This is a genomic window from Nocardia sp. NPDC055321, assembly GCF_053645575.1.
In genome coordinates, this window is record NZ_JBSHMS010000043.1 from 35502 (window position 1) to 52381 (window position 16880).

The 16880-nt window shown below is 70.4% G+C and carries 13 protein-coding genes; 8 read left to right on the plus strand and 5 right to left on the minus strand.

All coding sequences use genetic code 11. The features are described from left to right. Positions 1-62: 62 nt before the first annotated feature. Positions 63-842: a metallophosphoesterase gene (locus tag ACWIGI_RS38980; RefSeq protein ID WP_454208665.1), complete on the plus strand. Its 780-nt coding sequence runs from the start codon at positions 63-65 to the stop codon at positions 840-842. On the opposite strand, the gene ACWIGI_RS38985 is transcribed toward ACWIGI_RS38980, so the two are convergent. Beyond that, positions 823-1890 carry an AraC family transcriptional regulator gene (locus ACWIGI_RS38985; RefSeq protein ID WP_454208666.1) on the minus strand — a complete coding sequence of 356 codons (1068 nt, stop codon included), beginning with the start codon at positions 1888-1890 and terminating at the stop codon, positions 823-825. The genes ACWIGI_RS38980 and ACWIGI_RS38985 overlap by 20 nt on opposite strands. A 95-nt stretch (positions 1891-1985) precedes the next feature. Here ACWIGI_RS38985 and ACWIGI_RS38990 point away from each other — a divergent pair, with 95 nt between their 5' ends. Beyond that, entirely contained in the window at positions 1986-3437 is a 1452-nt protein-coding gene (locus tag ACWIGI_RS38990; RefSeq protein ID WP_454208667.1) for a flavin-containing monooxygenase, read from the plus strand. 39 nt (positions 3438-3476) lie between these two features. Beyond that, complete coding sequence (locus tag ACWIGI_RS38995) at positions 3477-3917, plus strand: DUF4377 domain-containing protein (protein ID WP_454208668.1); 441 nt, start codon at positions 3477-3479, stop codon at positions 3915-3917. A gap of 7 nt (positions 3918-3924) precedes the next feature. On the opposite strand, the gene ACWIGI_RS39000 is transcribed toward ACWIGI_RS38995, so the two are convergent. Next, positions 3925-6249, minus strand: a complete 2325-nt coding sequence (locus tag ACWIGI_RS39000) for a protein kinase domain-containing protein (RefSeq protein WP_454208669.1) — start codon at positions 6247-6249, stop codon at positions 3925-3927. Between the two features lie 152 nt (positions 6250-6401). Then, positions 6402-7316: a cation diffusion facilitator family transporter gene (locus tag ACWIGI_RS39005; protein WP_454208670.1), complete on the minus strand. Its 915-nt coding sequence runs from the start codon at positions 7314-7316 to the stop codon at positions 6402-6404. 102 nt (positions 7317-7418) lie between these two features. On the opposite strand from ACWIGI_RS39005, the gene ACWIGI_RS39010 reads away from it, so the two are divergent. The 3 genes from ACWIGI_RS39010 (at position 7419) to ACWIGI_RS39020 (ending at position 11079) form a co-directional block, all read left to right on the plus strand. Beyond that, complete coding sequence (locus tag ACWIGI_RS39010; protein ID WP_454208671.1) at positions 7419-9503, plus strand: ABC transporter ATP-binding protein; 2085 nt, start codon at positions 7419-7421, stop codon at positions 9501-9503. After that, a complete protein-coding gene (locus ACWIGI_RS39015) occupies positions 9500-10264 on the plus strand; it encodes a CbiQ family ECF transporter T component (protein WP_454208672.1) in 765 nt (254 codons plus the stop codon). The genes ACWIGI_RS39010 and ACWIGI_RS39015 overlap by 4 nt, the downstream gene beginning before the upstream one ends. 173 nt (positions 10265-10437) lie before the next feature. Then, the gene (locus ACWIGI_RS39020; RefSeq protein ID WP_454208674.1) at positions 10438-11079 is read left to right on the plus strand and encodes an ammonium transporter; all 642 of its coding nucleotides are present in this window, start codon (positions 10438-10440) and stop codon (positions 11077-11079) included. Positions 11080-11289: 210 nt separating this feature from the next. Here ACWIGI_RS39020 and ACWIGI_RS39025 read toward each other — a convergent pair whose 3' ends face one another. Then, positions 11290-12486, minus strand: coding sequence for a lipase family protein (locus tag ACWIGI_RS39025; RefSeq protein WP_454208675.1), 1197 nt, complete (start codon positions 12484-12486; stop codon positions 11290-11292). A gap of 897 nt (positions 12487-13383) precedes the next feature. Between ACWIGI_RS39025 and yczE the strand changes: the two genes are divergently transcribed. Together yczE and ACWIGI_RS39035 are read left to right on the plus strand one after the other, a co-directional pair. Further along, entirely contained in the window at positions 13384-14028 is a 645-nt protein-coding gene (yczE, locus tag ACWIGI_RS39030) for a membrane protein YczE (RefSeq protein WP_454208676.1), read from the plus strand. A 178-nt stretch (positions 14029-14206) separates the two neighbouring features. Then, a complete protein-coding gene (locus tag ACWIGI_RS39035) occupies positions 14207-14851 on the plus strand; it encodes a cysteine hydrolase family protein (protein WP_454208677.1) in 645 nt (214 codons plus the stop codon). Between the two features lie 5 nt (positions 14852-14856). On the opposite strand, the gene ligD is transcribed toward ACWIGI_RS39035, so the two are convergent. Further along, the gene (ligD, locus tag ACWIGI_RS39040) at positions 14857-16809 is read right to left on the minus strand and encodes a non-homologous end-joining DNA ligase (protein ID WP_454208678.1); all 1953 of its coding nucleotides are present in this window, start codon (positions 16807-16809) and stop codon (positions 14857-14859) included. Positions 16810-16880 lie beyond the last annotated feature (71 nt).

A 16880-nucleotide genomic window follows, 5' to 3' on the forward strand; every position in this document is an offset into this window, starting at 1 on the left:
TGGCGCAAGGGTGCGGCACGTTCGGGCGCGACGATGCGGCCCTTCACAGAAAGCGAACGCCGATGGTTCTGCTGGCACAGCTGAGTGACACCCACTTCAACCTGGGCGCCCGCAACTACGAACGCGCCGAACGGGTGATGGGGTTCCTGGCACAGCTGCCGCGGCAACCCGACGTCATCGTCGTCACCGGAGACATCGCCGACGAGGGCGACATCGAGGAATATCGGCAGGCCCGCACGGCGCTGGTCGCCGATGTGCCGGTGCTCATCATGCCCGGCAACCACGACGACCGCGGCCACATGCGCACCGTGCTCTTCGGCGCCGAGTCCGACTACGCGCCGATCAACCAGGCGCACAGCGGAAATGGGCTCACCCTCGCCCTGCTGGACTCGAGCGTACCGGGCCGGCCCGAGGGCTTTCTGGACGACGGAACCTACGACTGGCTACTCGAACTGCTGGCCGCCACGCCCGCCGACGACGCCGTGCTCATCGCCATGCACCATCCGCCGGTGGCGGTGCACAGCACCGTCGTCGATCCCATCCGGCTCACCAATCCCGAACGGCTGGCCGAGATCGTGGCCGGTGACGACCGGGTGCTGGGCGTGCTGACCGGGCACGTCCATTCGGGCCTGGTCACCTCGTTCGCGGGCAAGCCGCTGGTCGTCGCGCCCAGCGTTTCCTCCACCATCGGCTGCGAATGGGAAACGGCGGCACCGGGACACGTGCCGATCGACTTCGCGCCCGACCCCTCGCTGGTGTTCCATTCGATTCAGGACGGGCGGCTGCTCTCGGCGTTCCGGCCGATCGGCATGGGCGGGCCGCTCAGCGCACCGGCGGAGTGAGCAGCGCGCGCCGATAGGTCGAGGGCGTGGTGCCGGTCCAGCGCTTGAAGGCGTGGATGAAGGTCGACGCTTCGGCGTAGCCCAGCCTGATGGCCACATCGCTCACCGAAAGCGGTGTGGCCGTGAGCATTTCCTCCGCCAGCGCCCTGCGCACCTCGTCGAGCAATTGCCGGTAGCCGGTGCCCGCGGCATCCAGGTGCCTGCGCAGGGTGCGCGTGCTCACGTTGAGATCCCTTGCCACGGAGTCGATTCCGGGCGGCGCGGTGAAACCGTCGGCGCCGCCGCGCGGTACCAGCAGCTCGCGCACCTCCGCGGCGATACCGGTGCGGGCACGCCGGCGCGAGACCAGGTCGCGGCACTGAGCCAGGCACATCGCCCAGGTGTGCTCGTTCGCCTGGGGCAGCGGGCGTTCCAGCACCGCGGGATCCAGGCCGAACAGATTGTGCGGCTGCTCGAATTCCGGTCGCAGGCCGTAGATTTCGTCGTACAGGCCGGTATCGGAGGGTGCGGGGAAGTCGAATTCGGCGCGTACCAGGTCCAGGCGGTGCCCGAGCAGGTCGCTCAGCATGCCGAACATCGCGGTGACATCGCGCTCGACCAGGAAACGCCGGACGTCGCCGGGGACCCGCTCGTCGTGGATGCGGGCGACGAATTCGCCCGGCTTCCACCGGGCGACCGGAATGCAGAAGGTGAAACTCAGCTCCAGATAACGCAGGGCGAACGCGATGGCCTCGCCCAGGGTCGGACTGCTGACGCAGGCGAAGCCGAAGATGCCGAAGGTGGTGATCCGGTACCGCCGCCCCACCTCCAGGCCCAGATTCGGCCTGTCCCCCAACTCGCGCACCAGATTTCGAATGACGGTGAGCTCCGCCTGCGCGTCCACCTGGGCATCGGGATCGCTCAGCCCTCGCTCGCTCACCCCGCTGCCCTGCAGGACGCGCGCGGCCCCGACGCCGTGCTCCCGCGCGAACCCCACCATCAGCGCGATGCTCGCGACGCCCCGGGGGAAGTCCCAGTCCCGAATCCCCGCTTCCTGAACCGTGCTCATAGCGAAAAGTATGGCCGAAAATCTCGATTAAGACACCCACGCCGGGGAGGTCCCGGTTTTAGAGTGGGAGGGGTCTGCTAGGCGAGGAGGGCCGCATGCCGTCGGTGATCATCATCGGGGCCGGGTTCGGTGGGCTGGGGATGGCCATGGAACTACAGCGGAACGGATTTCACGAGGTCACCATTCTGGAGCGGGCGCGGGACCTGGGCGGGGTGTGGCGGGACAACACCTATCCGGGCGCGGCCTGCGATGTGCCCTCACCGCTGTATTCCTACGCCCGCGAACCGAAACCTAAATGGCGACAGCGCTATTCGGGGCGCGAGGACATTCACGCGTACATCCGGGACGTGGCCGAGCGGCACGAGCTCGGGAAGCTGATCGTCTTCGGGGCGGAGGTCAGCGAGGCCGAATTCGACGCGAGCACCGGGCAGTGGACGGTGCTCACCACCGACGGGGTGGCGCGCACGGCGACGGTGCTGATCTCGGCGGTCGGGCAGCTGTCGCGGCCCGCCATGCCCGCCATACCCGGGATCGAGAGCTTCGCGGGCGCCTCCTTCCACTCCGCGCGGTGGGATCACGAGGTCGTCACCGCCGGTAAACGGGTGGCCTGCATCGGCACCGGCGCCAGTGCGATTCAATACATTCCGGAGATCGCGCCGGGGACGGCCGCGCTGACGCTCTTCCAGCGGACCCCGGCCTGGGTGCTGCCCAAATTCGACACCGACTACAAGCCGATTCACCAGCGGGTGCTGCAGCGGGTGCCGGGAATGCCCGCGGCCGAGCGCTTCTCGTGGTGGGCGATCGCGGAGTTCGTGGCGCTCGGGCTGGTGGAGTTCCCGGGGATCACGCGGGCGGTGGCCAAGCTCGCGGAGAAGCAGCTCGAGGAGCAGGTCACCGACCCGGAACTGCGGGCCAAACTCACCCCGGACTATCCGATCGGGTGCAAGCGGGCGCTGTTCTCCTCCGACTACTACCCCGCGCTGACGCAGCCGAACGTGCACGTGGAGACGACCCCGATCATCGACATCGTGCCCGAGGGCGTGCGCACCGCCGACGGCGCCGTGCACGCGGCCGACGTGATCATCTACGGGACCGGGTTCAAGGGCACGGAGTTCCTGTGGCCCATGGAGATTCGCGGGGCGGGCGGTACGGCGCTGTCCAAGGTCTGGGCGGACGGGGCGCACGCGCACCTGGGCGTCACGGTGCCGGGGTTCCCCAATCTGTTCCTGGTGTACGGGCCCAACACCAATGTCGGGGTGGGGTCGATCATCTACATGATCGAATCGCAGGCCCGGTACATCCGGCACGCGGTCCAGATTCTGGCCGAGCATCCCGGGCACAGCCTCGAGGTGCGCCCGGAGGTCGAGAGCACGTTCAACGGCGCGCTGCAGCAACGCCTTTCCCGCACGCCGTGGAACTTCTGCACCAGCTGGTACCGCACGGCCTCCGGTCGCATCACCAACAACTGGCCCGGCACCACCCGCAGCTACCGGCGCCGGACACGCAGGGTGCGGCTCGCGGACTACCGACTCACCCGCGCGCGCTGAAACCGCAGGTCGGGGCGATCCTGTGGCATATTCACGCCCATGCGCCCCCGCCCGAGGCCGATCGTCGCCGCCCTGTTCGCCGCGGCCCTGCCCCTGACCGGCTGCTCCACGTCCGCCGACGACCACGCCACCCACACGCCGTCCGCCTCGTCGGCCACCGCCCCCGCGGCCACCACCACCGCCCCGGGTTCGTCCCCGGCGGTGCTGCCGACGGTCGCCCCCGGCGCCGAACACTTCGAGATCTACGTGGCCCCACAGACGGTGCCGTGCACCGGCGTGGCCCCGATGCGATGCCTCCAGGTCCGCCGCGATCCCGCCTCCCCCTACGAGAACCATTATTTCGGGATCGACGGCTTCGACTTCGAGCCCGGCTACGACTACCACCTGCTGGTCGAGGAACGCCCCCGCCCCGATCCCCCGGCCGACGCCCCCTCCGCCACCTGGCACCTGGTGTCGGTGCTGTCGAAAACCCCCGCCTAGCCGGCGATCAGGTTGTGGGGGTGGCTGATTCGCCTACGGTGACCGTTACCGGGGCGTCGGGGGTTATCGCGGTGCCGGAGGTCACGGACTGGGCGATGACCTTGTCGGCCTGGGTGGCGTCGGTGACCTTCTTGGTCGTGGTGTGCAGGGAGCCGGTCCAGCCTGCGGCCTTCATGGCCGCGGTGGCCTGGGCTACGGTGTGGCCCACCAGGTTCGGCATGGTGATCGTGGTCGTGGTGGTCCCGGTCGAGACGTAGGCGGTGATCTTCGAGCCGGCCGTGCGCTGGGTGCCCGCGGCCGGATCCAGGGACAGGACCGTGCCTTTGGCGCTGCTGTCCTCGCGGTCGACCGTCACCACGACGAAGCCCGCGCTCTCCAGTTTCGCCTTCGCGGCGGCGATCAGCTGGCCGACCACGTTCGGCACGGGGGTGGTGACCGGTTTGACCGAGGTGGTGGTCGTCGTCGTGGTGACGCGGTAGGTGGTGCTCGTGGTGGGCTGCGCCGTGGTGGTGAGCACCTCGTCGGTCGTAGTGGTCGCCTCGGCGGTCGTGGTCACCACCGACGGTGTCGTGGGCAGGGTTTGGGCCGGGGAGCCGTCGCGGCGCGACTGGAGATAGACCAGGGCGACGACCACCGTCAGGACCGCGACGAGCAGCGGGATCCAGACGGGCCTGCTCCGCTTGCGCCGGGTGGGCGGGGGCGGGACGTGCCCGCCGGGCGGCTCCCACGCGGAACCGGTGTCCAGCAGGGTGGGCGGGGCATCCGGCGTGCGCGGGGCCAGCTCGGCACGCGGGGGCTCCCGATCGATCTGCGGCAGCTGCCGGGTGGGCGGCAGCGGACGGCGCTGGGGGCCGGAGGTCTGACCGGCCGCGGGCACGACCGGACCCGCGCCGGGGGCGGCGGGTTGCGCGCCCTGTCGATTCGGGTGCGCGACGGCCCCGGATGACCGCTGCCCCTGCGGGTTCGGGTGCGAGGGCGCACCCGGTCGCTGCTCGTTCGGATGGGTGGCGGCGCCGGTCGGCAGCGCCCCCTGCTGATTCACCGCGGTCGTGTGCGGCGGTCCCGGCCGGCTCGCCCGGGTGGACGCGGGCCCGGATGACGCGCCCTGCCGGTTCGCGGACTCGGCGGGCATCGCCCGCTGCGCCCCTTGCTGATTCGCGGACGTCGCGGCGCCGGTGAACTGCCGCGCCTCGTTCGGGCGGGCGGCGAAGCCGGTCGGCGGCGGGCCCTGGCGCGGCGGATGCGCTGTCGCGCCGGTGAACTGGGGTCCGGAGGTGTGGTGCCCGGTCGGCTGCGGGAGGGTGGGTTGCGAGCGCGGGTCGGTCGCCGGGCGCGCGGAACCCCCCGGCGGCGGCGTGATTCCGCCGGGGTGCGAGGTCGTGCCGGTGTGGGTCGGCGGGCCGGGGTGTGGTTGGCGGGGTGGATTTTTGGGATCGCTGGGCGGACCGCCGAGGAGCTCGGTCGGGGGCTGGGTCCGGTGGCGGGGGTGCGAGGGCTCGCGCAGCGACTGCAGTGCTGCGCGGGCCAGTTGGGTGCAGTTCTGGTAGCGATGCTCGGGGTCCTTGTGCAGGGCGCGGGCGATCACCTCGTCGAAACCCCTGGGCAGGGTGGGGACGTGGCGGCTCGGCTGCGGGACATCGCCGTACGCGTGGTTGTACAGCAGCTGGCCGACGCTCTGGCCGGGAAAGGGCAGCTGGCCGGTGAGCATGTGGTAGAGCGTGCAGCCGAGGGAGTAGACGTCCGCGCGGTGGTCGGCGTCGCCGGGCCCGGTCCAGCGCTCGGGCGCGGCGTAGTGGAAGCTGGCCAGCACCTCACCGATGCCGGTCAGCTGCTGGCTCTCGTCCAGCGTCTTGGCGATGCCGAAATCGGTGAGCAGCACCCGTTCCGGCTGTCCCCGGGTCAGCAGGATGTTGGCGGGCTTGACATCCCGATGCAGGATCCCGGCCGCGTGCGCGTGGTCCAGCGCCCCGGCGGTCTCGGAGATGATCCGCACCGCGCGCCCCGGATTGAGCGCGCCCCCGCGCAGCACCACCGAGACGTCGTCGCCGTCGACGTAGGTCATGGCGATCCAGAGCTGATCGTCGACCTGCCCGCGCGCGTACACCGTGACGATGTTCGGATGATCCAGCCGCGCAACGGCATCGGCCTCACGCCGGAAGCGCACGTGATGTTCGGCCCCGCCCCCGCCCGGCACGGTCAGCAGCTTCAGGGCCACGAAGCGCGGCAGATCCCGATCGCGGGCCTTGTACACCGCGCCCATGCCGCCGGCGCCCAGCGACTGCACGATCTCGTAGCCGGCGAACTCGTCTCCCGCCCTGAGCGACCCTCCCACCTGCGATTCCCCCTCGGCGCCACGGACCTTCGCCCTGCCTGCCCGCAGTATGCGACCAGCCATAACCATTCCGCCAGCGCATTCGGACACGATGCGGACACTGGTTCATCGGCCCCACCCCCCGAAAGGGTTAACAACCTCGAGCCCGTTCGCTACCAGGACAGTTCGCGGCAGTGGTTCGCCTCCTCCGGACCTTCGGTCTGCAGGGTGGCGTGATCGATGTGGAAGCGGGTCGACAGCAGCTGCTGGGCGGCGCGCAGCACCTCGCCGGTCGGGTGCGGCGGGGTGACGGTGAGATGTGCGGAGGCCACCTCCATACCGGAGGTCAGGGTCCACACGTGCAGGTCGTGGATGTCGGCCACGCCGGGTATCGCCCGCAGCGCCGCGGTCATCTCGTCCACGTCGAGCCCTTCGGGGCTGTGCTGGAACAGAATTCGCAGCGACCGCTTGGCCAGCACGTAGGTGCGCGGCAGCACCCACAGGCCGATGGCCACACCGATGATCATGTCGGCGTACCGCCACCCGGTGGTGATGGTGATGGCCGCGGAGAGCAACACGCCCACCGAACCGATGAGATCGGCGAACACCTCGAGGTACGCGCCGCGGATGTTGAGGCTCTCCTGCGCGCCCGACCGCAGCAGCAGGAACGAGACGATGTTGGCGAGAAGACCCAGCGCGCCCACGATCAGCACCGGCCAGCCGGGTACCTCGGGCGGTTCACCGAGCCGCACGACGGCCTCGTACAGCACGTAGATCGCCACGCCGAACAGCAGCAGCGCGTTGGCCAGCGCGGCCAGCACCTCGGCCCGGTAGTAGCCGAAGGTTCGCGTCGCGGTCGGGCGGCTGCGCCGGGCCAGCAGAATCGCCGACAACGCCATGGAGATGCCGACCACATCGGTGAGCATGTGCGTGGCATCGGAGAGCAGGGCCAGCGACGAGGTCGCGAAGGCCACCGCGAACTCGACCAGCATGAAGATCAGGGCAATGGCGAGTGCGAGCACCAGGCGGGGCAGGTATTTGCCCGACGCGCTCGACGGCGTGACGCCGTGTGAATGATCATGTCCCACGCCGACCAATATATGCATGAATGCGCATGAATGCAATCAGCGTTGTGCCGATGTCGTGGAGGTATCCCCGGGTCTCGCCGCGCACACGGCAGACTGGTGGGCGTGACCGATTCGTCCCAGACCCGTGCCGCCGCGACCGGCCCCCCGCTGCCCGCGGGCGCCCTGCGTCCCATCGAGCTCGCGACCGGCGCGGTACTCGGGGGCGCGACGGTCGGATTGGTGACCGTCGGCTCGCTGGTTCCGTTCGCGGCCGCGCTGCAACTGGTGGCGGCCGTGCCGATCGGCCTGCTCGCGCACCGGCACCGGCTGCGCGCCCTGATCACCGCCACCATCGCCGCGACCCTGGTGACCTTCGTCGCCGGCGGCCTGGTCCCCGCGGTGAACCTGGTCGGCGTCGCGGTGATCGGCGGCATCATCGGCATCGTCAAACGACGGCACGGCGGCCTGCTCGCGGTGCTCGGACTCTCCCTGCTGACCGGTCTGCTCGGTGCATCGTTCTCCGTCGGAATGCTGCTGCTGTTCTCCCGGGCGCGCCAACTGCTGTTCGACAGTATCGACAACACGGCCAAGGGCCTGGAGAACATCGCGGCGCGTCAGTCGGCACTCGAACCCCTGGGCCGCGGCGTCGCCGAGGCCACCGACTACGTGCTGCGCTGGTGGTGGGTGTTCGTCGGCGGCGGCGTGGTGTTCGCGATGCTCGCCAGCGGCATCATCTCCTGGTTCGTGCTCGGCTCGGTGCTGGACCGGCTGGCCTGGCTGCCCGGCCGCGACGACCTGCTCGACGCGCCCGCCGACGACCGCCCCATCGCACCGCTGCCGATCACTTTGCGCGGGGTCGGTTTCCGCTATCCCAACGCGCGGACCGACGCCCTGCACGGCATCGACCTCACCGTCCGCAGCGGCGAGTTCGTCGCCGTCGTCGGCCACAACGGCTCCGGAAAGTCCACGCTCACCAGGATTCTCGCGGGCCGGCCGCCCACCAGCGGCGAGGTCACCCGCCCCGGATCGGCCGGCCTCGGCCTGCGCGGCGGCACCGCCATGGTGCTGCAGCGCCCCGAGAGCCAGACCCTGGGCGTACTCGTCCGCGACGACGTCGTGTGGGGACTGCCCACCGGCCACGCCGCCGAGGTCGACATCGACGGCCTGCTGCGCGAGGTCGGGCTCGAGGGCATGGGCGGGCGCGAGACCGCCACCCTGTCCGGCGGCCAGCAGCAGCGCCTCGCCGTGGCCGCGGCCCTGGCCCGCACACCGACCCTGCTGCTCGCCGACGAGGCCACCTCGATGATCGATCCCGAGGGCCGGCGCGATCTGGTCGCGCTGCTCGCGGATCTGCCGCGCCGCCGCGACATGGCGGTGGTGCTGGTGACCCACCACGAGGCCGACGCCGCGGCCGCGGACCGGGTGATCCACCTGCGCGGCGGGCGCACGGTCGACCAGCTGCCCGCGTGGCCGCGCCCGGTCCGCGACCAGCGCACGCGCCCCATGGGCAACCCGGTGCTGGAACTGCGCGACGTGCGGCACACCTACAACAGCGGCACGCCGTGGGAGGCGCCCGCCCTGCACGGGGTCGATCTCAGCGTGCGGCGCGGCGAGGCGCTGCTCATCGTGGGCGGCAACGGCTCGGGCAAATCCACCCTGGCCTGGATCATGGCCGGGCTCACGCTGCCGAGCTCGGGCACCTGCGAACTGCGCGAACTCACCGGCAGCAAGCCGGTGCACAAGCGAATTCGCGCCGTGCAGCTGGCATTTCAGCATTCGCGGCTGCAACTGCAGCGTCAGACCGTCGGCACCGAGATCGAGGATTGGGGCGGCACCGGCACCGCGGCGGTCGCCCGCGCGCTGGACGCGGTGGGCCTGGACCGGGCGCTGGCCTCGCGATCCATCGAGGAGCTCAGCGGCGGGCAGGCCAAACGCGTGGTGCTCGCCGCCATGGTCGCCAGCCGCCCGCAGGTGGTTGTGCTGGACGAACCGCTGGCCGGACTCGACCCCGAGGGACGAGCGGGGGTGGTGGAACTCATTGCCCGGCTGCGTGATTCGGGTCTGACACTGATCGTCATCTCGCACGACATCGCCGACGTGGCGGCCGTGTGCGACCGCATCGTGCACCTGCGCGCGGGCCGCATCACCGAGAGCGACACCGTCGCCGCGCCGCCCGCCACCCATGACTTCACCGGAGGGTTCCGATGAGCAGTGTCGTCCTGCGCGAGGTGCCGATCGACAGCCCGGTGCACCGGCTGTGGGCCGGCACCAAGATGATCGGCGCGTTCGCGGTGAGCGTCCTGCTCATGTTCGTGCCGTCCTGGCCGCTGATCGCCATCGCCGTCGCGTTCCTGGTGCTGGTGTGGGTGCTGGCGAAGCTGCCGCTGGGCACCCTGCCGCGCTTCCCGTGGTGGTTCTGGGCGGGCGTCGCGCTGGGCGCGCTCATCAACGCGCCGGTGGGCATGACCGCGGTGCTGTCGTACACCAAGGTCGTCGTCTTCGGCTTCATCCTGCTCGGGGCCTCGTTCCTGATCGCCTGGACCACCCCGATGGGCGAGGTCGCGCCCGCGCTGGCCAAGCTCGCCGCGCCGCTGCGCCACGTCGGCTGGACCCGGCGCGGGGTGCGGCACCGCATCCCGGTGGACGAGTGGGCCGTGGTGATCGCGCTGACCCTGCGCGGGCTGCCGCTGCTGCTCGAGGAGATGCGGATCCTGCGCGCCGCCCGCAAACTGCGGCCCCGCGATTCGGTCATGAAGATGGCCGAGCAGAACCCGCTGGTCGACATCCTGACCGCCGCCATGGCGGTCTCCAGCCGGCGAGCGGGCGAACTCGGCGAAGCCATCACCACGCGCGGCGGCACGGGCGAGCTGACGGCGCGACCGGGCGCTCCGGGGCGCGCGGACGCGGTCGCCTTCGCGATCATCGCGGCGGTATACATCCTGGGATTCGGCATCGACCTGCTCATTTGACCAACACCGGCGCCAAAATGATTCGACGTGTCGGCCCGGCACGCTAACGTGGTGTCCACGAACGCGGGGTAGCGCAAAAGCACGGGGGCTCAACACCTTTCCAGTTGGAAGGGAATTTCTTCTTGTTGGGCGTGCGTTGCCCCGAAAACCTGATGAAGATTGGACACAACAGAATGCTGCGCAAGATCACCGCTGCCGCCGCACCGGTCGTGACCGCCGTCGCCATCGCGGGGGCAGGGATCGCACACGCCGAACCGGGCACGCCCGACATCGGCTACGAGGCACGCCTGGAAGGCAACACCGTCGTCACGACGCTGACCAACGGCGCGTTCGAATACGCCGGGAACACCGTGAACATCAAGGACACCGCCGGAAACACCGTGGTGGCCATGCCGCTGTCGTTCGTTTCCGACGGTCTGGTCTACCCGCTGCCCAGCACCATCAGCGAGGACGCCCGCACGCTGTCGCTGACCGCGGTCAAGAACGAGGCCGCCACCCGCCCGGCCGCGGTGCAGGAGGTCGCCTCGCCGCTCGAGAACCAGCGGGCCATGGCGAACTTCTCCAGCCAGTTCGGCATCGCCACCGCCGTCGGCGCCTTCATCGGCACCGCCGTCGGCGCGCTGATCGGCGCGCTGGTCAGCTCGCCGACCGGACCCGGCATCGTGGCGGGTCTGATCACCGGTGCGGCGGTGGGCAGCATCATCGGCTCGCTCGCGGTCGGCGGTCCGACCCTGTTCGTCGCCGGAATCGAGCTGATCTCCACGCTGGCGGGTGCGCCCGGCACGACCAAGTGGGCAGGCGTCAGCGAGTTCTAGACCGAAGTTTCGAAACCTATGGGGCGCAGGGAATTACGGACTCTACCCCAGATTCGATGAACACCGGCCCGGGCGGTACAGCCCACATCGGCCCGGGCGGTGCCGGCACGACTCTCGAACCCGAGTGGTTCTCCCCCGATCCGGCCTCGCAGCCGAACCCGGGGTCGGCAGACGACACTCGGTTCCGCACCACACACGCAGCGCCCGCGATCAGCGCATGACACAGCCCCGCGCGGCGGGAACGCCCGCGAACCGATCGGCGAGATAGCCCAGCACGCCCAAGGATTCGACCACCGCGGCCGGATTGTGGCCGGAGATACCCGAGTGCACGGCCGTCAGGTTCGCGCCGAGCGCGCAGTAGCGATCCACCAGGGCGCTGAAGCCCGCCACGGGAATCACGTCGTCCTCGACGCTGTGATAGAGGTACAGCGGCACGTCGGGGGCATTGTCACCCAGCTCCTGACGCTGGGCGGCGTAGCGAAAAGCCGGATTCCACAGCAGATTCGGAGTGTCGGAGAATTCGTCGAGCTGCTGGTTGCCGTACCGGACCACCAGATCCGCGCCGCACGCGTTCGCCTCCCGCACGAGCAGGTCGCGGCCGTCCTGGTTCAGGGTGTCGTACAGGCCCGACTCGGGATCGTTGCGCGCCAGCGCGACCAGGATCAGCACGGCCAGACCCGCCTGGGTCTCCCCGTTCACCCGCTGCGCGATCGCCGCGATATCGGCGGGCACCCCGCCGGCCGCGACACCCGAGAGCCACAGCTCCGGGGCGTAGCTCGCGCGCTGCTGCATCGCCCACAGGGTCGCGAACGCACCGCCGGAATACCCCCACGCCCCGATCGGACTGGCATCGGTAATGCCCAGGGGCGGAAACGATTTGGCGGCCCGGATGCCGTCCAGCACGCCGCGGCCGGAGTTCACGCCGTCGAAGAATCGCGATTGCGGGCCTTCGTAGTCCGAGACCACGATGGCCCAGCCGCGGCGCAGCATCTCGGTCAGGAACGGCACGTCCAGCATCGTGTTGACGATGGAGAAATCGCGGCCGCCGCGCAGCGCGTACGACGGCGCGCAGCGGGTGCCGAGGCTGTCCTCGGCGACCTGGTACGACAGCAGCGGCCGGGTGCCGGGGCCGAACCAGGGCAGCAGCGGCGACAGCACGGTGGCCACGTCCGCGACCGCCGCACCGGTGGAATCGGTGCTGCGGTACTGCACCTGCCAGCCCGCCACGGGGAGCGGCAGGCCCAGCACCGAGATGGGGCGCGAGTTCAGGACCGCGCCGTTGTCCGCGTACCGGAGCCCGGCCGGCGCCGCGTAGAACGGATCATCGTCGGGGAAGGGAATATTCGCCGAGGCGTGCGGCATGGCGAGTAGCGCCGCCAGCATCGCCACCAGGCCGACCAGAGCCACGCGACTCCAGCTTCGCAACCGCCGAGCACCCCCTCGCACGCCGTTTCCGCATCCGGTGACCGATGCGTCATCGCTCCGCATACACACGCCTCCCGCGTCCGTCCGCCGACGCGACGGGCACACGAACACGTACGTCACGCCGTCCTCCATATTCCAGCGCATCGGAGTGTCAAACGTACTGCCCAGAATACCCGCAGGTCAACGCGCTCCCGCGCGTCGCACTCCGGACCGGCAACCCGAAAATACCTGTCCCACAGGGGGATCGGACGGCCCGGACACACCGCCCCGCGCGCACCCCAACGTCGCGCGATTCGTACCCATTGCCCGGTTTCGACACGCCGTCGAACGCCATATCCCCGGCGCGGCGGCAGCCGCGACCGACCCCATCGGTGGATACGGTACGGCGGCCCCGCGGCCGGGCCGGCGCGACACAGCGGCCGGGAGGCAACGGTGCGGCTACAACCCGGCATCGCGGACACAGCGACATCACGGGCCCAGGCATTACATGGACTGCGCGATACCCGGCACGGCGCACATAACAACTCGCGGGACCTGGCGCTGCAGAGCCGCTCCCCGGGCCCGACCCCGGCGTGGGCCAGGCCCGATATCGGCCTGGCCGGCAACGGCCAGGAACCGGCACAGACCCCTCGCCGTCGGCTCGAGATCGCGGGGTGGTTCGGCAGTTGCTCTGTCTCCCGCATTCGAATCGGTTGCGCGGCTCCGGTGCAGTACCGGGGTGGTGGGCGCGCGCTGTGCCGGGGCGACTCCGTTCAGGGGCGGGTTGCTGTTATCCACAGGTTTCCCCAGGGTGTGGACTGGGGGTTGTGGAATCCATAAGGGTCCAGACGATGGAGACTGGATATTTATCCACAGGCCAGTTGGGGAGATCATGGGGCGATGTTGTTGCGTCGGATCGTCGCCCTGTACGTCGGGCTGTGGTGGTACGGGCTGTCGATGGCGATCATGCTGCGGGCGGCGCTCGGGCTCGATCCGTGGGACGTCTTCCACCAGGGGGTCGCGTCGCACGTGCCGTTGAGCTTCGGGACCGTCGTCGCGATCACCGGCGCGGTGGTGTTGCTGGCCTGGATTCCGTTGCGGCAGCGGCCGGGGCTGGGGACGATCAGCAACGTCGTGGTCATCGGCATCGCTGTGGACACGGGACTGTGGCTGTTGCCGGAGGTGGACGGGTTGCCCGCGCGGATCGCGGCCATGCTCGGGGCCGTGGTGCTCAACGCGGCCGCCACGGTGCTCTACATCGGCGCGGGCATGGGGCCCGGGCCGCGCGATGGCCTGATGACTGGACTGGTCCGGCGCACCGGGCGGCCGGTGTGGCTGGTGCGAACCAGCCTCGAGGTGACCGTCCTGGGTATCGGATGGCTGCTCGGCGGGAGCATCGGCGTCGGCACCCTGGTCTACGCCTTCGGGATCGGCCCGCTCATCCACCTCATGATCCCGTACGCCGACCGCTACCTGCCCGGCTTCCATCCCCCGGCTCCCGCGCCGGACACGAGCGCGCCCCTGCCGGTCGGCCCCGCCGCCTGACCCGCGGCGCGGCGCCGGATCGGCCGGCGCTGTTCGGGACCGCCGCCCGACCCGTTTCGCGGCCCCGGACGGTCCGGCGCCGACTCGGCCGACCGTGCCGCATCGCTGCCACGCGCGCTCGGATCCGCGTAGGGTGAAGATCGAAAGTTGTTGTGGGAGCTACCGATAGCGGAGAGCGATGCGGCACGGTAACGGTGTTGAGATTCCGGAAACGCTCGAGGACGTCTGCGCGCCCGAGCGCATGGCGCTGATCGTGTACGACATGCAGGTGGGTGTGCTCGGACAGCTCGAGCACGGGCGGCAGATCACCGAGCGCGTGGTCCGGGTGGTCGAGGCCGCGCGGCGGGGCGGATACCCGATCATCTTCCTGCGGCACATGTTCCTGCCCAAGCGGCTGATGGGCGCCTTCGCGTTGCGGATGGCCATGAACTGGCAGGGGGTGGACTCGGTGGAGGCCGTCACCCCGATCCTGCAGCGCGACACCCCGGGATTCCAGTTGGTGCCCGAACTCCAGCCGCAGGCGGGCGAGACGGTCTTCGACAAGACCTCCATGTCCGCGTTCGAGGGCACTCCCCTGGCCTCCACGCTGCGGGACCTGGGGATCGGCTCCTACGCCATCACCGGCGTCGCGCTCGAGATCGGCATCGCCCCGACCGTGGCGCATTCCACCGACCTGGGGTTCGTCCCGGTCGTGGTCCGCGACGCCGTCGGCGGGAAGGACGAAGCCGGATTGGCCAGGGCCTGGGACGAATTCGCCTTCCAGGGCCACGTGATCGAGACCGACGTGGACACCATCTCCCCGCTACTGGAGAAGTCCGCCTAGCGCGGTCACCCCGCGCCCGGCGGGTCGCTCGGGGTGAAGATCCACCCCTGCCCGCGCTTGCCGGGCAGGTAGACCGAGTCCCGCCGTTTGGCCAGCACGCCCGGCGCCTCGTCCGCCCGGGCCCGGGCCAGCGCCTGCGCACCGGAACCGCGCAGGTTCGGCGGCACCGACAGCGCCGGCACGGCCCCGGCCAGGGCCTCGAGCACGCGGCGGCGGTCGTCGTAGCGTTTGCGGAGCAGCGACGTGCCGTCCAGGTACAGGATGTCGGTGGCCGCGAACACCGCCCCGCTCGAATCCGCCCGCAGCAGTGCGGAATCGGGCCTGCCGTGCGCGTCGAGGGCGACCGCCGTGCCGTCGAGCAGTACGCGGTGCTCGGCCAGGGCCGGACCCAGCGCGGCCAGGCTCGGGTACTTCCCAGTGACCGTGCGCCCGGTGCGGCCGCGCAATCGCACTGTCCCGCCGGAGATTTCGGCGAGCAACCGGACACCGTCCAGGGCGGGCTCGAAGGCCCAGTGCGCGCCGTCGAGCTCGCCGACGTCACCGTCGGTGGCGAGCATGGGCAGCAGATCGCGCGGCAACGGCGCGCCCGCATCGGAGTTCGCCGTACCGCCGCCGGACTGATCCTTCATCAGATGCATCAGCCATTGGTTGCCGTTCGTCCGGATCAGCGCGTAGCGCCCGTCCAGCCGCTCGCCGCGAAACCGCACGATGACCTCGTCGTCCCGCCACTTCTCGGTCTCGTACACGCCCGTATCCCAGATCGTCATCTCCCCCGCCCCGTACTCGCCGCGCGGAATCGAGCCGTGGAAATCCAGGTATTCGAGCGGATGATCCTCGGTGTGCACGGCGAGCCGGTTCTCGTGCGTATCGACCGGCGGGCCCTTGGGCACCGCCCACGACACCAGCACGCCGTCCCGCTCCAGGCGCACGTCCCAGTGCAGGCGGCGCGCGTGATGTTCCTGCACCACATAGCGATTCCCCGCGCTCGGGGCGGGCGGATGCGCGGGCACCGGTTCGGGCGTCCGCCCGGCATCGCGCATGGAACGATAGGTGTGCAGCCGATCCGGTTGCGCGGGAACGGCATTCGACTCCAGCGGCGGGTCCATCTCGGCCAGCAGATCGCCGTCGCTGTGCAGCCGGCCCAGCACCTCCTCGAAACGCAAGTGGCGCAGCTTCTTCCGATCCGCGATCTCGTCCCAGTCGCGCGGGGCCGCCACCCACGGCTCCTCGCGCCCGCGCAGCGAGTAGGGCGCGATGGTGGTCTTGGCCGGATTGTTCTGACTCCAGTCCAGGAAGACCTTCCCCTCGCGCGCGACCTTGGCCATGGTCGCGGTCACCAGGCGCGGGCGCAGCTGCTGCAGATTCATGGCCACCTGCTTGGCTACCGTGGATGCCCCGTCCGGACCCAGTTCCCGATCCAGCGGCACGTAGACGTGAATTCCCTTGGAACCGCTGGTCACCGGGAAGGCCCGCAACCCCACCTCGGCCACCACGTCGCGCAGGATCAGCGCCACCTCCGCGCACTGGGCCAGCCCCGCCCCCGGCCCGGGGTCCAGATCGAAGACCAGCCGGGTGGCGGGCCCCCGCGCCGACCCCGCGAAACGCCATTGCGGCACATGGATTTCGAGCGCGGCCTGCTGCCCCAGCCACGCCATCCCGGCCACCGAGTCGATGAGCGGATAGACCACGTCGCGATCGGAATGCTCCAGGGACCGCCGCTCGATCCACTTCGGAGCGTGCTCGGGCAGGTTCTTCTCGAAGAACGACGTCTCGCGCACCCCGTTGGGCCACCGCTTGCGGGTCACCGGGCGCTGGGCGATATGCGGCAGCAGGGCCGGGGCCACGGCGGTGAAATAGTCGATGACCTCGCCCTTGGTGGTTCCCGTCGCCGGATACAGAACTTTGTCGAGGTTGGTGAGCCCAACCTCGACGCCCCCGAAATCCCGCCGGGACCTCATGGGGGCAGTCTAGGGCCGCGCCGCCGGAATTCCCGGTACGACGCCGACGGGCCGCCCGGGTCCGGCGGGAG

Excerpts from the sequence above, each read along its gene's own strand:
- ACWIGI_RS38995 (WP_454208668.1), top strand. The coding sequence starts at position 3,477 with ATGCGCCCCCGCCCGAGGCCGATCGTCGCCGCCCTGTTCGCCGCGGCC.
- ACWIGI_RS38990 (WP_454208667.1), top strand. The coding sequence starts at position 1,986 with ATGCCGTCGGTGATCATCATCGGGGCCGGGTTCGGTGGGCTGGGGATG.
- ACWIGI_RS38985 (WP_454208666.1), bottom strand. The coding sequence starts at position 1,890 with ATGAGCACGGTTCAGGAAGCGGGGATTCGGGACTGGGACTTCCCCCGG.
- ACWIGI_RS39015 (WP_454208672.1), top strand. The coding sequence starts at position 9,500 with ATGAGCAGTGTCGTCCTGCGCGAGGTGCCGATCGACAGCCCGGTGCAC.
- ligD (WP_454208678.1), bottom strand. The coding sequence starts at position 16,809 with ATGAGGTCCCGGCGGGATTTCGGGGGCGTCGAGGTTGGGCTCACCAAC.
- ACWIGI_RS38980 (WP_454208665.1), top strand. The coding sequence starts at position 63 with ATGGTTCTGCTGGCACAGCTGAGTGACACCCACTTCAACCTGGGCGCC.
- ACWIGI_RS39020 (WP_454208674.1), top strand. The coding sequence starts at position 10,438 with ATGCTGCGCAAGATCACCGCTGCCGCCGCACCGGTCGTGACCGCCGTC.
- yczE (WP_454208676.1), top strand. The coding sequence starts at position 13,384 with ATGTTGTTGCGTCGGATCGTCGCCCTGTACGTCGGGCTGTGGTGGTAC.
- ACWIGI_RS39035 (WP_454208677.1), top strand. The coding sequence starts at position 14,207 with ATGCGGCACGGTAACGGTGTTGAGATTCCGGAAACGCTCGAGGACGTC.